Source organism: Heyndrickxia shackletonii, from assembly GCF_001420715.1.
GTDB classification, from domain to species: domain Bacteria; phylum Bacillota; class Bacilli; order Bacillales; family Bacillaceae_C; genus Margalitia; species Margalitia shackletonii.
Genome location: NZ_LJJC01000004.1, coordinates 2219737 through 2236294, shown reverse-complemented (window position 1 = coordinate 2236294; position 16558 = coordinate 2219737). Strand labels below are relative to the sequence as shown.

Annotated in this window: 13 protein-coding genes; 2 read left to right on the top strand and 11 right to left on the bottom strand. The window is 35.0% G+C overall.

Annotated elements, in window-relative coordinates:
• Nucleotides 1-21: 21 nt before the first annotated feature.
• From AN964_RS10605 to AN964_RS10595, 3 genes are all read right to left on the bottom strand, one after another.
• Nucleotides 22-1179 carry a glucose-1-phosphate adenylyltransferase gene (locus AN964_RS10605; RefSeq protein WP_055739647.1) on the bottom strand — a complete coding sequence of 386 codons (1158 nt, stop codon included), beginning with the start codon at nt 1177-1179 and terminating at the stop codon, nt 22-24.
• Nucleotides 1127-3112, bottom strand: a complete 1986-nt coding sequence (gene glgB / locus AN964_RS10600) for a 1,4-alpha-glucan branching protein GlgB (RefSeq protein ID WP_055739646.1) — start codon at nt 3110-3112, stop codon at nt 1127-1129. The genes AN964_RS10605 and glgB overlap by 53 nt, the downstream gene beginning before the upstream one ends.
• 289 nt (nt 3113-3401) lie before the next feature.
• On the bottom strand, nt 3402-4439 hold the full coding sequence (locus AN964_RS10595) for a glycoside hydrolase family 15 protein (protein WP_055739645.1): 1038 nt from the start codon (nt 4437-4439) through the stop codon (nt 3402-3404).
• A gap of 881 nt (nt 4440-5320) precedes the next feature.
• Between AN964_RS10595 and AN964_RS10585 the strand changes: the two genes are divergently transcribed.
• The gene (locus AN964_RS10585) at nt 5321-5830 is read left to right on the top strand and encodes a hypothetical protein (RefSeq protein WP_055739643.1); all 510 of its coding nucleotides are present in this window, start codon (nt 5321-5323) and stop codon (nt 5828-5830) included.
• Nucleotides 5831-6091: 261 nt separating this feature from the next.
• Here the strand turns inward: AN964_RS10585 and AN964_RS10580 are convergent, their stop codons facing one another.
• The 8 genes from AN964_RS10580 to AN964_RS25505 form a co-directional block, all read right to left on the bottom strand.
• Nucleotides 6092-6733 carry a spore coat protein gene (locus tag AN964_RS10580; protein WP_055739642.1) on the bottom strand — a complete coding sequence of 214 codons (642 nt, stop codon included), beginning with the start codon at nt 6731-6733 and terminating at the stop codon, nt 6092-6094.
• Nucleotides 6734-6980: 247 nt separating this feature from the next.
• Nucleotides 6981-7409, bottom strand: a complete 429-nt coding sequence (locus AN964_RS10575; RefSeq protein ID WP_055739641.1) for a cell wall hydrolase — start codon at nt 7407-7409, stop codon at nt 6981-6983.
• A gap of 158 nt (nt 7410-7567) precedes the next feature.
• Nucleotides 7568-8992, bottom strand: a complete 1425-nt coding sequence (locus tag AN964_RS10570; RefSeq protein WP_055739640.1) for an NAD-dependent succinate-semialdehyde dehydrogenase — start codon at nt 8990-8992, stop codon at nt 7568-7570.
• Between the two features lie 140 nt (nt 8993-9132).
• A complete protein-coding gene (locus AN964_RS10565) occupies nt 9133-9312 on the bottom strand; it encodes an H-type small acid-soluble spore protein (protein WP_055739639.1) in 180 nt (59 codons plus the stop codon).
• 164 nt (nt 9313-9476) lie between these two features.
• Nucleotides 9477-11411: an endonuclease MutS2 gene (locus AN964_RS10560; protein ID WP_055739638.1), complete on the bottom strand. Its 1935-nt coding sequence runs from the start codon at nt 11409-11411 to the stop codon at nt 9477-9479.
• 421 nt (nt 11412-11832) lie between these two features.
• Nucleotides 11833-12414, bottom strand: a complete 582-nt coding sequence (locus AN964_RS10555) for a YitT family protein (RefSeq protein WP_055739637.1) — start codon at nt 12412-12414, stop codon at nt 11833-11835.
• A gap of 446 nt (nt 12415-12860) precedes the next feature.
• On the bottom strand, nt 12861-13709 hold the full coding sequence (locus tag AN964_RS10550; protein WP_055739636.1) for a hypothetical protein: 849 nt from the start codon (nt 13707-13709) through the stop codon (nt 12861-12863).
• A 296-nt stretch (nt 13710-14005) separates the two neighbouring features.
• Nucleotides 14006-14317: a CotD family spore coat protein gene (locus AN964_RS25505; protein ID WP_083489303.1), complete on the bottom strand. Its 312-nt coding sequence runs from the start codon at nt 14315-14317 to the stop codon at nt 14006-14008.
• A 469-nt stretch (nt 14318-14786) separates the two neighbouring features.
• On the opposite strand from AN964_RS25505, the gene AN964_RS10540 reads away from it, so the two are divergent.
• A complete protein-coding gene (locus tag AN964_RS10540) occupies nt 14787-16439 on the top strand; it encodes a glutamine--tRNA ligase/YqeY domain fusion protein (protein ID WP_055739634.1) in 1653 nt (550 codons plus the stop codon).
• Nucleotides 16440-16558 lie beyond the last annotated feature (119 nt).

Sequence of the window (16558 nt, the reverse complement as noted above, 5' to 3'; positions counted from 1 at the left end):
TTCATCGTCCCTTCATACGTTTCAAAGTACTTCTTTCAATTGGAAAGAAATTCTTTGATTATCGCCAATTAATGTAATTTCATCATGTTCGTTTGCAGAACCAATTACAGCACCATCTTCAATAACCGTATTGGATGCAATAATAGCTCGGTTAATAGTTACGTTATTACCAATTGTCACGTCTGGCATAATGACCGAATGATTAATAATAGATCCATATCCAACCTGGACATTATAAGATAAAATGGAATGCTCTACTTGCCCATAGATACTGCACCCTTCATTCACCAAAGATTGCTTTACAACTCCTTCTGCTGAAATAAATTGCGGTGGATGGTTCGCATTACCTGCATAAATATTCCACCGGGAATCGTTTAAGGAAAAGGCTGGTGTATCACCTAATAGATCCATATGTGCTTCCCATAAACTGCGAACAGTTCCGACATCCTTCCAATAACCGTTAAATTGATATGCGTACATATTAACCCTATCGGCCAGCATTTTCGGAATAATATTTTTGCCAAAATCGTTGGATGACGTAGCATCTTCCTCATCCTGTATTAAATATTGCTTTAATAATTTCCAATTAAATAGGTATACCCCCATAGAGGCTAGGTTGTTCTTCGGAAATGGCGGTTTTTCTTCAAATTCCAGAATCTTTTTCGATTCACTTGTATTCATAATTCCGAAACGACTTGCCTCTTGCCAAGGAACTTGAATAACGGCAATCGTTGCCTGTGAGCCTTTCTCGATGTGATACTCCAGTAAGCGATTATAATCCATTTTGTAAATGTGATCTCCGGAAATAACAAGAACGTATTCAGGATTATATTGGTTAATATAATGAATATTTTGATACACGGCATTTGCTGTACCTTTATACCACTTTCCTCCATCTTTTCCCCAATAAGGCGGAAGGACTGTTACCCCTCCAAAATTGCGATCTAAATCCCATGCTCTTCCATTTCCTACATAATCATTTAATAAATGAGGTTCATACTGTGTTAAAACTCCTACTGTATCAATTCCGGAATGAGTGCAATTGCTTAATGTAAAATCGATAATTCGATATTTTCCACCAAATGGTACTGCAGGCTTTGCGAGTGTCTCCGTTAATTCTCCTAATCTAGTTCCCTGCCCTCCCGCTAATAACATGGCTATCCATTTTTTTGATCCCATTATCCATAACATCCTTCCGTCGCTTTTTTGTTTCCTTCATGAATATGGTCATTCCAAGTGAAGGGACAGTAATCTCCATACTATATGGTTGATGATGAAAAGGTGCTCTTTCTGCTTGTAACCGCTGCTCATTACATTGTCCAGACCCTCCAAATGAGCGATCATCACTGTTAAATACTTCTAGGTAGTTTCCATACGACGGAACCCCAATACGAAAGCCATTATATGGGGTATCTGAAAAATTACATACAACAATACAATAATCTCCTTTGCGTTTTCCTTTTCTAATAAAAACTATGATACTCTGCGTTTTATTATTCGGGTCCACCCATTCAAAACCGTCTGATTCATGATCCAGTCTCCACAAACACGACACATTTTTGTAAAAATAATTCAATTGAACAAGATAATGGTAAAATTTAGAATGAGATTCATAATCAAATAGATTCCAATCCAACTCAGTTAAATCCTTCCATTCGTCAAACTGAGCAAACTCTGAGCCCATAAATAAGAGCTTTTTCCCGGGATGGGTCATGTAATAACCATAAAGTAAGCGAAGATTGGCAAATTTCTGTTCATAATTACCTGGCATTTTGTTCAATAATGATCGCTTTCCATACACGACTTCATCATGAGAAAATGGAAGTACAAAGTTTTCAGAAAAGGTGTAAAAAAAGGAAAAGGTAAGTAAGTCATGATGAAATTGCCTTTCGTGCATGTCCAGCTGCATATAGCGCAAAATATCATTTGCCCATCCCATATTCCATTTATAATTAAAGCCGAGGCCACCGGAGTAAGTTGGTTTACTTACAAGCGGATAAGCAGTTGCTTCTTCTGCCATCATTAAAATCCCTGGATGCTTTTGAAAAACTGCTTCATTCAAGGATTTTATAAATTGAATGGCCGCCAGGTTCTCCTCTCCGCCATTTTTATTTTTTAATGTTACATTTACATGATTATCATGATTCAAATAAATCATGGATGAAACGGCATCTATTCGAAAACCGTCAACATGATAAACATCAAGCCAAAACATGGCATTGGATAGAAGGAAACTACGAACCTCGGGCTTTTCAAAATCAAAATTATAGGTACCCCAATTTGGCCTTTCCGCTTTTAAAGGATCAAAAGACTCATATAAAGGAGTACCGTCAAAGCGTCCTAAACCATGCGCATCTTTGCAAAAATGAACCGGAACCCAATCTAAAATTACTCCGATCCCCCTTTGATGACATTGGTCAATGAAATACATTAATTCTTCTGGTGTACCATAACGGCTCGTTGCAGAAAAATATCCGGTTATTTGATATCCCCATGAGCGATCAAATGGGTGTTCCATGATAGGCATGATTTCGATATGGGTAAAACCACTTTGAATGACATGATTTAGCAAGGAATCGACAAGTTCCATATAGCTGTAAAAATCCCCATTTGCCTTTTTTCTCCATGAGCCGAGATGTACTTCGTAAATGAGCATAGGTTTATGGTAGATGTCCTTCTTCTTTCTAGTTTCCATCCATTTTTGATCTTGCCATTCATATTTGTTTAGTGTGTAGATAATGGATGCAGTGTTTGGTCGTTTTTCAGAGTAAAAGGCAAACGGATCCGCTTTTAATATTTTTTCACCATGTGCAGTATGTATTTCATACTTATAAAAATCACCTTCTCTCAATTCAGGTATAAACAAAGCCCATGTTCCAGAATGCTGAATTCGTTCCATTTTATGCCTGGAACCATCCCAACCATTGAAATCTCCTACTACTGAGACACTTAGGGCATTTGGTGCCCAAACTAAAAAGCGAACTCCTTTTATTTCTTCTAGTTCGGTTAGATGTGCACCAAATATTTTATACCCTTCATAAAGAGTGCCTTCATGAAAAAGATGTAAATCAAACTCTGCTGGACACGGTATTGAACTTATTTTTATCACCATTACGTCACCTCCGTATATTCTGTAATTTACCGATTGACATGATGTGTAATTTCCTACCTTTAAAAAGGCTTATTACAAAGGAAAAAACATCTTCATCAATATCTTTTTCCTTTTCGAAAATTGCCACTTTAGCACGACAACGCGGGATAAACATACTTTCTAGGTATATATAAGTATATCCTTCCACGAAACATGTCTAGTTTTGTCAAGAACAAATTACAGGTCTAAAGTCATCCTACAAAAGAGAAAAAAAGCGCTCTTCCCCTAAATTGGAAGAGCGAGATCATCATTATTCTTCATTCGCTGCATAAGAAGATGTATTCTTAATTAAATCTTTATTTCTTATTTGTTTTAAAAACAAATAAGATAAAGAAACGGCCCAAGCAAGCGGAGTATTACCATTTGGTACATTGGTCCCTCCGATATATAATTCGGGAATCTCCCAATTTTCCGAAATGATTCTTTCTGTCTTCAGTCTATATTCTTGCACTTTATGAAACATTCCCAATTCCATAAAACATAAACCAAGCCAAGGAAATCCGAAACACCATTCCGCTTCACTGCCTTCATTATAGTACTGGTCATGTTGATAGCGAATACATCCATTAGATCGTTCAAGATCATTTACTACATTTTCAATAATCATAAGAGCTGTCGGCCGGTCGATTATTCTATAAGGGAATATTAAAGAAAGCAAGGCCAAATCTGTATCCTTCGTAACACTTTCTCTAGGTAATAATAACCTTAGAGTCTCCTCACCCTTTGAAATAAGCTTTGGATTTACTTCCACAAGCATTTTTACTGCGTTTAAACCGGCAACACAAGCTCCCACACTGGAGGCATGCACTTCCATATTTTCTTCCCACATACCATTATCCTCGGTCTGCCAATATTCCAGACACTCTAAATATTTGATAAGCTTCTGAATTATTCTAAGGTCATCTTTATCCCTGATTACCTTTTGACCATGCCTAACACCTTCACCAACTCCCCACAAAAATGCACCGATTGCATCATTTTGTGCGTGCCCCCATTCCACATTCAATTCCTCTAAATCCATGGAATAGCGTGAATGAATATATTCATATAGAAATTTTGGTTTATTTTTTGTGTGAATATCAATTTTCCATTCATACCGTTTAAAGAGATCGAATATTGCATGATAAGCTTTTTCAAAACGCTCTGATGGTGTATATAGAAACGGTAATGTCGAATAGAAAACATCGCGAATCCAAACATAACTGTAATCTTTAGAAGGGCTTGCAATATATGCTCCGTTCGGTAGACGCATTTGATCTAGGACTTCAATCGCCTTCTCTAAGTTCAAGTCAGATCCACCTCTCAAAAACCATATTTTATGCTGAAACGGTTATATTACTCCGTATTTATTATTTTTTACATTATAGGTAAGTACTAAACTAATGTACTACCAATATTTTATGTAAAAGCTTACATTTTTGATAATAAGAATAGCGGAAGTATCCTGCCCAAAGCGGGGCAGCCATTACGTTTTTTCGACGCAAAAGTTAAGAAACATGGCAAGGGACAACTCGATGTAGGGGGGAATCAGTATAAAACAGATACTAATTAAGGGAGGGTTAAAATTAACTATGCTCACTACAAATAAAAGGACTTTATATAAGAAATGAGTAAACGGTACAACACGCAACTTTAGTTACATAAATCTTCCTTATTTTTGAAATCCTAATGAGTGACAATAAAAGGATGTGATCTTTCATTGGCATTTTCTATCATTTTTTATATAGCGTGGATAAGTATAACAGCATTTTATGCGAAGAAAAAAAAGTTTTCTAAACTGGAAAATTCAGCACTATTTTTTTGTATATTAATCATAAATGTAAACTATAGTTGGATCATTTATGATGAATGTAAATTTATTACTTATTCCACATTACCATTGAATTATACCGCTTACATTATATATCGAAGTATAATTATACCAATTCTAATTTTAATGGGAATAAATAGTATTCCTAGAAATCTGACCATTACAAAAAAAGTTATTGGTATCCTTATTTCCTCATTGGTATTACTCCTAATAAAAATTGTTTTGCTTAAACTGGATGTTGTGTATTTTCATAAATGGAGTTTGATTTTTGATTATATATATTTTATCTTTTTATACTCCTTTGGTTATTTTGTTCTTTATTGTTACCACTCATTAATTCTAAAAGGAGAAAAAATTAAATGATTTGGATGGGAAACTTTAGTTTGAATGAGATATCTCTTATTATCTTTAATATTATTAGTTACTTATTAATACTTCTCTTACCCAAAAGACTGAATAATGAAGTAACTTGTATAAGCTTGCTGCTTGGCTTAGCAACCGGAATGTTATTTGACTTTACATTAGGAGGAGGTATATTAGATTTTTACAGACAAAATGACACTAACCACTATGAATTATTCGACTTATTCTATTATTCGTTATTTGCTCCATTTGGGTATTTATTTATGTATTTTTATAACCTGTTACACATTAACAAATTAACTTTTATTTTCTATATCACTTTTTGGGCTTTCTTTGGCATTGCTATGCAATGGATTTTTACACTTCTTCATATCCTTACTTATCAACATAATTATAAGTTAACCTATTCATTTCCGATTTTTTTATTAACTCAAACATTAACCGGGATATTTTACGTTTTCATTACTAAAAAGGATAGTAAAGCCCAACCTAATACAAACAGTTAGAAATTTTATTCTTTTTAAAACTAATAACGATTCGATCATTCTTCCCTTACTTTCAAAGTTCATACGTATGCGTGTAACTTAAAAATTGAAAAAGGACAGCTAATAAATTTAATACGAACACAATATTCGCAATCAACCTATTTTAACGTTTTTACCAAAAGTACGAAAGCCGCATAAACGCTTTTATATAAAAGCTAATGCGGCTTTCTTCTTTGCTAATTCCCTTTTTCTTCAACCCATTATGGATAGCTTTTGTGTAGATTAGTGAGTCATATTATTATTAGGCATTTGCATTTGTTGTCCATTTGCAGGTGCATATGCATTCACCATTTGTTGCATATCCCCGGCAGCGAATTGAGGTACTTGGTAATAATGATGTTTGTTTTGATATAAGGATATTTCATATGCCATTTCGATGCAGTTAGGAATAGAATCCGCAAGTACTCTGCGCACAACAGGATTTGTCGTTTCCATTGCGGCCATAGTTTTCATGCTGGCCGAGGATTTAATGGCACCAAGCATCATGCCAGATACACATTCATCGGTTAACTCACCTACGGATTGTACAGGTTTTTTCGGTTGTGATGGTTGTAAACCGTATACAAAATCATTATTTTGAGTCATTTTATAGCTTTGAGTTGGTACTGCTGGATCTTGTCCGGTTTTAAAGCAATCAACCGTTGTGTTATATTCTTGTTGCATAAATTGGTATTGTCGATCAAGAATCCCTAATAGTTCTTGATCCTTCACATGCTGACGCAGCATGGTATATTGATCCATCGTTCCTATGGCACCCGACAATACTTCAGAAACATCAAGAACTTCATGCCCGCCATGATTCATTTGCTGCGGTATATTTCCTGTATGCATATTTTGATGTGTTTGCCCTTGTTGATTTTGCATCATTACCACCCTTTCAAATTTAGAATCAAACATCTTTTTTATTTTGTATTTTCAAATGAAAGATATACATGATTGAGCATAATTGTGACCCATTTAAGAATTTAATACGAGACTGGCACGAACGGACAGATGAACCGCACGAAAATAGAGAAAAACGACGTGAATTCAATATTAAACAGACGAATGGAAGATTCAAGTCTGCTCCAATTTAAAATAAAAAGAGCCCAAAAGGCTCTTAAATTCTTGATTAGAATGTATTATATACATTTTGACAAGTTTCTGCTGTTGGCTCATAAAAGCAATGTAACTTATATCTCCCTACTAAAGGTTGATTATACCATTGCTGCGGGCAGTCCCCTGGTGGTTTAAAATACCATAAGCTATATTTAGCAGGCCAATGGTACTCACCATTTATTGCTCGCCTTGCTAATGTTTTTTCTCTTTCCCTGGCACGTTGATAAAAATAGCCATGTATAACTGCTTCAAACGCATGTGGCTGATAGATCATTTGCGGAATGGTACGAAGCCCTTGAAAATCAGAACAATTAGCCCGGATACGATTAATACCAACGTTCCCAACTAACATCATTCCTAATACTCCTTCTCCTTCCGCCTCCGCTCTTAATAATCTTGCTAAAAGGGCAATATCAGAATCAGTCGCTTTAACAACCGCCATCCTCTCACCTCCATTGTTGTCATGATTATCATATTTCTTATTAGGTGAAATGATGACGATTCCCTACTGGTTATATTTATTCCCCGAATTAGATTTCCCAGGGAAGCGCAGAATAAGACAATATTATGGTGCGAACTTAGAGGATTTGTCGAAATATATTACAATCCAAGTGAAATATATTTAATTTCTAAATAATCTTCAATGCCAAAATGGCTTCCTTCACGTCCTAATCCACTTTCTTTAAATCCTCCAAACGGTGCTTGTGCTGCGGATGGAGTTCCGTCGTTTAAGCCGATGATTCCGTATTCTAGGCTTTCCGCAATCTGGATTGCTTCTTTAATATTCTCGGTAAATACATATGCAGCTAACCCATAAGGTGTATTATTCGCTCTTTCGACCACTTCTTCGATTGTATCAAAAGTAGTAATGGGAGCAAGCGGTCCAAATGTCTCTTCATACATACAGAACATGTCATCCGTTGCATCAGTGATTACAGTAGGTTCAAAAAAGTACCCATCCAATTCTTTTAACGGATTTCCTCCAACATAAACAGTTCCGCCTTTTTGGATGGCATCTTCAATATGATTATTTACTTTATCCATTGCTTCTTGATTAATTAACGGACCGATGACTACGCCTTCATCTAAACCATTTCCGACTTTAAGACAGGAAACTTTTTCTGTGAATTTTTGTGTAAATTCCTTAACAATGCTTTTATCTACATATATTCGATTTGTACAAACGCACGTTTGTCCGGCATTTCTAAATTTTGATGCTATGGCACCATCTACTGCCTTTTCAATATCTGCATTCGCAGTGACAATAAACGGTGCATGTCCGCCTAATTCGAGCGAAACTTTTTTAACCGTTTCTGCCGCACCGCGCATTAGGATTTTCCCTACCTCTGTTGACCCTGTAAAAGTCAATTTTCGTACTCGACGATCACTTTGCCATACGTTTGCGATGGTCGGTGCATCACCGGTAATAATATTGATGACACCTTTTGGAATCCCCGCCTGTTCGGCTAATTCTACCAACTTTAATGCTGTAAAAGGAGTTTCTTCCGAAGGTTTTAATACCGTAGTACAACCTGCTGCTATAGCTGGTGCAATTTTTCGTGTAATCATGGCAGCTGGGAAATTCCAAGGTGTTATGGCTGCAACGACACCAATGGGTTGCTTTTGAACAAAAATTCGTTTATTTGGATGGGAGGCAGGGATTGTTTCACCGTAAATGCGCTTTGCTTCTTCCGCATACCAGACAATATAATCATTAGCATAGGTAATTTCTCCCTTAGCCTCGTGGAGTGGTTTACCTTGTTCATTCGTCATGATTTCTGCTAAAGTATTCAAATTTTCATCAATTAATTGCGACCATTTCATAAGATATTTACTTCTTTCAGCAGCTGTTCGTTTAGACCAACTTGGCAATGCAGAAAAGGCAGCTGACACAGCTAGTTCTGCTTCCCTCTGTCCTCCATTTGGCACCACTCCAATTTTTTCTTTCGTCGCAGGATTAAACACTTCGATGGTGTCGGCTGATGTCAACCATTCACCATTAATATACATTTTTTCGATATACATACTGTTTCCCCCTAACAATTTTATCATCTAGTTGTTTGTCTATTTATAAGTATATACCTACTTCATTCCCTTTGGAAAAAAAGTGAAACTTAATAGCGAAAAAAAATACCCGCTTCCAAGAGCGGGTACAATTATTTTCCCTATTCTTCAACAAGATCTGCAATTGCCACCTGTGATCTTTCCTCTAATTGTCCTTTTAAATGAACGGTCGCAAGAGTCCCAGCTTCATCTATCTTATCTATCCAAACAGATTGACCATGATATTTCACTTCAATATCAGCGGGTGATGAAAGAATTTGTTTAACACGTTTTACATCCATGATTCATTCCTCCATATCTTAAAATTCGACACCTTATTTTTCGTCAGGACGAAAAAATTATTCATTTACTAATTGACCTTAAGAAATATTAGTGTTCGTTTTTGTCTCGAAAAGGAACTCGAACGCATACCCATCAGGATCTAAATTACTTTACTTTATTATGATTATTCCTTCTCTTGTTCCCTTTCAATTACTAAACCTTCCATATGTCTTTTCTCCATTATATTGTGCTTTTTCCTGTTTTCTTTTGTTTCAAAAATGATATTAAAGTCATAATCCTCTGGATATAATTCCTTCGCTGCAATGTACAGTTTTAACCTCTTTTGATTATAGGTTCTTTTTTCCTCTTTTACTTGAACAACATAATTCCCCATTGTATCTGGACCATTGTACACGATGCCAAATTCGCCTGTAGAAAGAATCCGAACATTATCCCCTTTGTTAAAGATAACTGATTTCTGTCTTACAAAATCAGTTTGTTTATCCCGAATATGTCGCTGAACGGCTATTTGCTTTTCCATTGTTTTCTTCTTGAACGGGTCTTCTATTAGAAAAGAATATCTTATTTCCTCTTTATAGGTTATTTTATGTGCCTCTTCAATGATTTGCGGATGCATCCCTAATTTGAGGGCTATGGCAAACGCTTGGCTTTCTCCACCTTTTCCAACGATTAAACGATAAGTTGGCTTTAATGTGTCCATATCAAATTCCATTGCTCCATTGACAAAACCATTTTCCCGGTCAGCAAAATCTTTAATTTCACTATAATGGGTAGTTGCTAACATACAAACACCTTTTAAGAAAAAGCGTTTAAGAAGTGCCGTTGCCAATCCCATTCCCTCGCCGGGATCTGTGCCTGAACCTAGTTCATCCAATAGAACAAGACTATGGTCATTTGCTTCCTCCAATAAATGAATAATGTTTTTCATATGGGAACTAAAAGTGCTCAAGTTTTGTTCTATACTTTGACCATCTCCAATATCAAGCAGTACTTTTTGGAAAATGCTAATATGACTTCCTTCAGATACTGGTACATGGAAGCCTGCTTGAGCCATTAATGTCAAAAGGCCCACTGTTTTAATGGTAACGGTCTTCCCACCTGTATTTGGACCGGTAATGACTAATGCCTTATAATCCTTCCCGATTTCCACCGTTAATGGAACAGCATTAGCACCTAGTAATGGGTGTCTTGCTTCTTTTAAAAGTATATAATGTGTGTCATTAATTTCCACACTTCGTCCATTAAGCACCCGCGAATATTTTGCTTTTGCAAATAATACATCGTAATGGACCATCGTCTCGACCGCTAAACGAATTTGGACTTGATTTGCTTCCACTAATCCCGTTAAATAGGTCAAAATCCTCTCTACTTCTGCTTCTTCATACGCCATATAAGAATTAACTTCATCCTGAAATACAGCAATCTCCACAGGCTCAATATATAAGGTGGAGCCGGATGCAGATGTATCTAATACAGTTCCAGGAAATTTACCTTTATATTCTTTTTTAATGGGAATGGCGTATCGTCCATTGCGCTCACTTACAATTGCTTCCTGTAGATAAGATTTATATTTATTCGACTTAACGATTTGCTGAACTTTTTCCTTTAATCGATCTTGTAATATACTAATTTGTTTTCTAAGTTTTAATAATTCTTTACTTGCGTAATCATCCACTCTTCCGTTGCGGATACTTCTTTCCAATTCCTCAAGCAAGCCAGGGAGTTCTTCAATGCTGTATACATAAGCGGAAACTCTTGGTGCTAAATGTTCTTTATCCTTCATAAATCTCTTTAATTTTTTGCAGCAGGATAAAAAATCGATAAGCTTCATAAACTGATCCGGACGTAACGTCATCCCTTTATTCAATTGCTTTAGAATTTGATCGATCCCATTTAAGCCCGAAATAGGGACACTCGAACTTTTTTTCAATATTTCTACTCCCTCACTAACTTCGTCCAGCCAAGAAATAATTTGTTTTTTATTATAGGAAGGGACAATATTTTTTATTTTCTCCTTTCCCAAATCCGTTAAAGCGTATTGTGCAGCTTCTTCTTTAATCCGATTAAATTCTAAAATGTTAAATGTATGTTGATTCAATGTTCTTCCTCCTTAAAATATAAAAAACCGCAGAGTGAACGCTATGTTCATTCTGCGGCTATAGAATCATGTAAATAAGACAAAGAAAATTCAGTCTTAATCCATCTACGAATAATAAAAAATGCTATGTCGAATAGACATAGCTTCGTAGAGTTCTTCTATGTGCTATGAATGCGTTCTTAACAATTCATTCTTTTTCCCAACTCAAATAAACGTTTCCTCTTTGCAATTTTTTTACAAGGAACGTGAGTAAAAAAGAATGACCGTATGAAGTTACGGATTAGTTAAGAACGACACCCAACATAAAATTAACTCCTTTATATAAACCGAATTTTCTTGTCTTATTTTAATTATTACCAACTTTCTATTTATAAATTACTTTATATGGAACGAAATTGTCAATGAAATTTTTGAATATTTTTCAAATATAAATATCCACGGACTTAAAGGATGTAAGGATGCTAACCACAAATCCTACAATGATTACTGTCAACAATGAATACATTAAATGCAAATCTTTTAAGATTACAAGCCCGCATACAATAATTAAAGCATCTATCACTAATATAAAAACTCCTGGATTGATGGAAAACCATTTCGCCATAAGGAGGGACAATAAATCTACACCTCCTGGGCTCGTATGATTCCTCAGCATAATTCCTACTCCGCATCCAATTAATAGCCCTCCAATTGAGGCACTAATAATGATAGGCAAATGGATGATTCCATTTAAAGGGAACATTAAATCAATCATTACGGAAGAAATAATAAGTCCGATTACGCCATTTATAAAATACGTTTGATCAAATTTAAATGCTAATAAATATATTGGGAAATTAATACAAAATATCGTAAGTCCCAACTTGAACCCCAACAAATATTTTAATAATAAACTAATGCCAAAAACTCCTCCATTCAAAAGATGGAGCGGCATAATAAACACATTAATGCCAATACCTATTAAAATACTTGCAACACCAATGATTAAGACCTTCTTTGCCACCTAAATCATCCTTGTCCGCTATTCTTTTTATACAGATATATGTAGAGATACTGGAGTTCAGACCGAGAATAATATTATATTAGAAAACATTTTTATATAAAAAGCTAGTAAAACTTAAATTTTTGGAATACCCAAGCATATATCTATATTACTACTGTTCGTGGTGATGCCTTCTTATTTTTTATGACAAAGCAAAAAAAATATCCAGCATTATGCTGGATAAAGATTAGGTTATGTATAAGGGGGTCTTCACAATATATAATAAATTTATTTCCGAATAATTTCATGAGTAAAAATGTTCAATTTTCTTAATGACCTCTTTGTCTCCATCAAAGTGTGATAAATAACGTGATTGCACGGTTCTTTTTATTGTTTTTTCATTAATTCTGATGTTGTATAAAATGTGTAAATAGGTTTGAAGTCGCAACTCCTGACCTATTTACACTTTAATTATTCATTGAATCATAAACTTTTTTAGTATATTTATTAACTCCATACCATCCCCATGTTGCTGTATGCCCTTCTTTTGTTTTCGGATCATCAATCACAACTTCATATACATGAATAATATAGTTATCACCTTCGTCATGATCGTACTTTGTATATACATTCTTATCAGTGATTTTCAAATAGCTTCTTACAATTTGCTCCGCTTCACTATGGGTAAGTATATTAGAATTTTCTTTCGGTGTACTACTTACTTCATTTGAGTTTTGCTTTTGCTTCTCTTGCTGTTGGGTTCTGATATTATTATCGTAGGCTTGTCTTTCTTTGGTTGTTTGATCCATTAAATCAGTTAACTGTTTATCTAGATTTTTAATTTCTTTATTATCTAATTCTTCATTTTTAGCTTCTTTAAAAGTTTTATAGGCTTCATCAAACTTATTTAGATTAAGTAATGATTTACCTTTATCAATACTGTCTTCCATCTTTTTCTTCGTTGTTAACAGACTATTTGCTTTCTCAATTAACTTTTCTGCTTCCTTTATAGCAGTCTTCATGATTTTGTTTTTACTGTCATTTGAGTTTACTAACTTTGCTTTTTGTATACTTTTTTCAAAATCACCTGTTTGCAGAGCATCATTACTTTGAACCAATAATCCTGAAGCATTAATCAATTCTTTCGCTTCACTTGTATTTTTCTTTTCATATGCTTTTTTGAAATATTGTTCCGCTTTAATATATTTACCTGCTTTAAGAGCATCTTCACCTTTAGATAAATTATCTGTATATGCTTTTGGGGTACAGCCACATAATAAAAGCACGCAGGCTAATATTGTTAAAAGTTTTTTCATTCTAAACCCTCCAAGATGTATAATTGTATTTACCATGTAAAATCTACCACTATTTTTCATCTTGGTCACTATATATTTTATACTAGTTTTAACTTTAATAAATTCATAAGCATAATTCTTTAATATCCCTTCTTATCAAAAATCTACCCAATCAATATTTATTAGATCCACTATTCATTTGTGTTCATCTGCCAAAAATCTATACGAAAATAGCTTTGCTGGATAACTTGTTCACCTATTTTTTAAAATACGGGAAAAAAGACCTCACAAAAAGTGAGGTCCATTAATATAATTAATTAAAATCCAAAGGGTCTAGGTGGCATTGGTGGGCAACAAGGATTTACAGGTGCTCCGCAAAATACATGCTGTTCACAACATTCATTTACACAAGATTCTGAATGCGGAAAGTAGTGTTGGTGGGTAAATACATGTTTGTTCACATTTACTGTATGTGTTGGGTGTACATGCTGAACAACATGTGGAAAATAAGTTGTTTTTATTGCTGTTTGCGGTGGATCTACAGTCCCTGGATCGTATTGAGTTGGTGCAACAGACGGAGGGCAATGTAAAGGACCGCAGGCACCTTTGTGATGATGGTAATGTTCCATTAAAAAATCCCCTTTCTCCAATTTTTATATTTACAGTATTAGACTATGAACCTTTGGGGATAGTTGTACTAATTAATATACCTATTTTCTCCCCTTATTGGGGTTATTTTTTTTTGAAGAAAAAGGGTTGCTTGTCCAAGCTTGATTAACTTGATGGAAACTTTGATTTTTAGAACGATTTCTGCTAAAAATAAATGTTGAGTATAAAGGTTGTTTTCGAATAAATTGTTGCTTTTCGTAAATTGTTATAAATTCCAAAGTACACTTAGCGTCGGGGCATCTTTTCTATAAAAGGACGCTATTCTTAAGCCGTATGAAGGGATTTATGGGTTTTGCTTTTACAAAAGCAATAAGTTTAAGAAAAGAGCCATTATAAAAATGAACAAATTGTAGAATTCTTACTACAAATTCGTGTACATAATTGGTATATTAAGAAATATGGGTTTTTCTATATGGAAGGAGAAAAGGTATGGATTCAAGTAGTCATTCATCCAATTTTATTAAGAATATCATTATAGATGACTTAAAGTCAGGCAAACATAAGGAAATTATTACTCGGTTCCCTCCTGAGCCGAACGGATACTTACATATTGGACATGCTAAGGCAATCAGCATCAATTTTGACACAGCTGCTGAATTTAATGGGAAAACAAATTTACGATTCGATGACACAAACCCGATAAAAGAAGATGTGGAATTTGTTGAATCCATTAAAAAAGATATTGAATGGCTGGGCTATAAGTGGGAAAATCTATGTTTTGCATCTAATTATTTCGATGAAATGTATCAACGTGCAGTATTATTGATCAAAAAAGGGCTAGCATATGTAGAGGATCTATCTGCTGACGAAATACGTGAATACCGTGGAACTTTAACGGAACCAGGGAAAGAAAGTCCTTATCGCAACCGCAGTATTGAAGAAAATCTCGACTTGTTTGAACGTATGAAAAACGGTGAATTCCAAAACGGTGAAAAAGTATTAAGGGCCAAAATTGATATGTCCTCCCCTAATATTAATATGCGCGATCCGGTGTTATATCGTATTTCACATACAACTCATCATAATACCGGTGATAAGTGGTGCATCTACCCTATGTATGCATTCGCACATCCTTTAGAGGATGCGATTGAAGGGGTTACTCATTCCCTCTGCTCCATTGAGTTTGAGGATCAACGTCCATTATATAACTGGGTAGTAGAAAATTGTGAAATGGAGTCTACACCGCGACAAATTGAATTTGGCCGCTACAATATCACAAATACGGTAATGAGCAAGCGAAAATTAAAACAGCTTGTGGATGAAGGAATCGTTGATGGCTGGGATGACCCAAGAATGCCTACTATTTCAGGACTTAGAAGAAGAGGTTTTACACCTGAAGCCATCATCGCTTTTTGCCGAGAAATTGGCGTTGCCCGTAACAATGCTACGGTAGATGTTCAAATGCTCGAACATTTTATTCGTGAGGATTTAAAATTGAAAGCGCCACGTACAATGGCAGTCTTAAAGCCTTTAAAAGTAGTAATCACCAATTATCCGGAAGGTCAAGTAGAAATGCTGGATGCAGAAAATAATCCGGAAGCACCTGAAATGGGAATCCGTCAAATTCCATTTTCTCGTGAAATTTATATTGAACAAGAGGATTTTATGGAAAATCCTCCAAAAAAATATTTCCGTCTCTTCCCTGGTAATGAGGTTCGCCTAAAGCATGCTTACTTTATCAAATGTGAGGAAGTAATTAAGGACGAAAACGGTGAAGTAATCGAAATTCATTGTACTTATGATCCAGAAACAAAAAGTGGAACTGGCTTTACAGGAAGAAAGGTAAAGGGAACTATTCATTGGGTGGAAGCAACTCAAGCAAAGCCAGCAGAATTTCGTTTGTATGATTCCCTTATTCTAGATGATAATGAAGATAATGAAAAATCATTTATTGAAAAAATCAATCCAAATTCTTTAGAAATCGTACAAGGCTTTGTTGAAAATAATATGGACAGTGCAAAGCCACAGGATAAGTTCCAATTTTTCAGACATGGATATTTTAATGTAGATCCAAAATATACAACGAATGATTTACTAGTATTTAATCGCATTGTTTCTTTGAAAAGCTCGTTTAAATTATAACAAGTTAAATTGGACTATTGATTAATCAATGGTCCTTTTTTATAAGAAACCGAAGTTGCTTGCATAATGAAAGTTTTTGTGTGATAATACAACTGCTTTCTAAAGTGAATAGAAAATTG

Excerpts from the sequence above, each read along its gene's own strand:
- AN964_RS10605 (WP_055739647.1), bottom strand. The coding sequence starts at position 1,179 with ATGGGATCAAAAAAATGGATAGCCATGTTATTAGCGGGAGGGCAGGGA.
- glgB (WP_055739646.1), bottom strand. The coding sequence starts at position 3,112 with ATGGTGATAAAAATAAGTTCAATACCGTGTCCAGCAGAGTTTGATTTA.
- AN964_RS10585 (WP_055739643.1), top strand. The coding sequence starts at position 5,321 with ATGATTTGGATGGGAAACTTTAGTTTGAATGAGATATCTCTTATTATC.
- AN964_RS10580 (WP_055739642.1), bottom strand. The coding sequence starts at position 6,733 with ATGCAAAATCAACAAGGGCAAACACATCAAAATATGCATACAGGAAAT.
- AN964_RS10575 (WP_055739641.1), bottom strand. The coding sequence starts at position 7,409 with ATGGCGGTTGTTAAAGCGACTGATTCTGATATTGCCCTTTTAGCAAGA.
- AN964_RS10570 (WP_055739640.1), bottom strand. The coding sequence starts at position 8,992 with ATGTATATCGAAAAAATGTATATTAATGGTGAATGGTTGACATCAGCC.
- AN964_RS10565 (WP_055739639.1), bottom strand. The coding sequence starts at position 9,312 with ATGGATGTAAAACGTGTTAAACAAATTCTTTCATCACCCGCTGATATT.
- AN964_RS10550 (WP_055739636.1), bottom strand. The coding sequence starts at position 13,709 with ATGAAAAAACTTTTAACAATATTAGCCTGCGTGCTTTTATTATGTGGC.
- AN964_RS25505 (WP_083489303.1), bottom strand. The coding sequence starts at position 14,317 with ATGGAACATTACCATCATCACAAAGGTGCCTGCGGTCCTTTACATTGC.
- AN964_RS10540 (WP_055739634.1), top strand. The coding sequence starts at position 14,787 with ATGGATTCAAGTAGTCATTCATCCAATTTTATTAAGAATATCATTATA.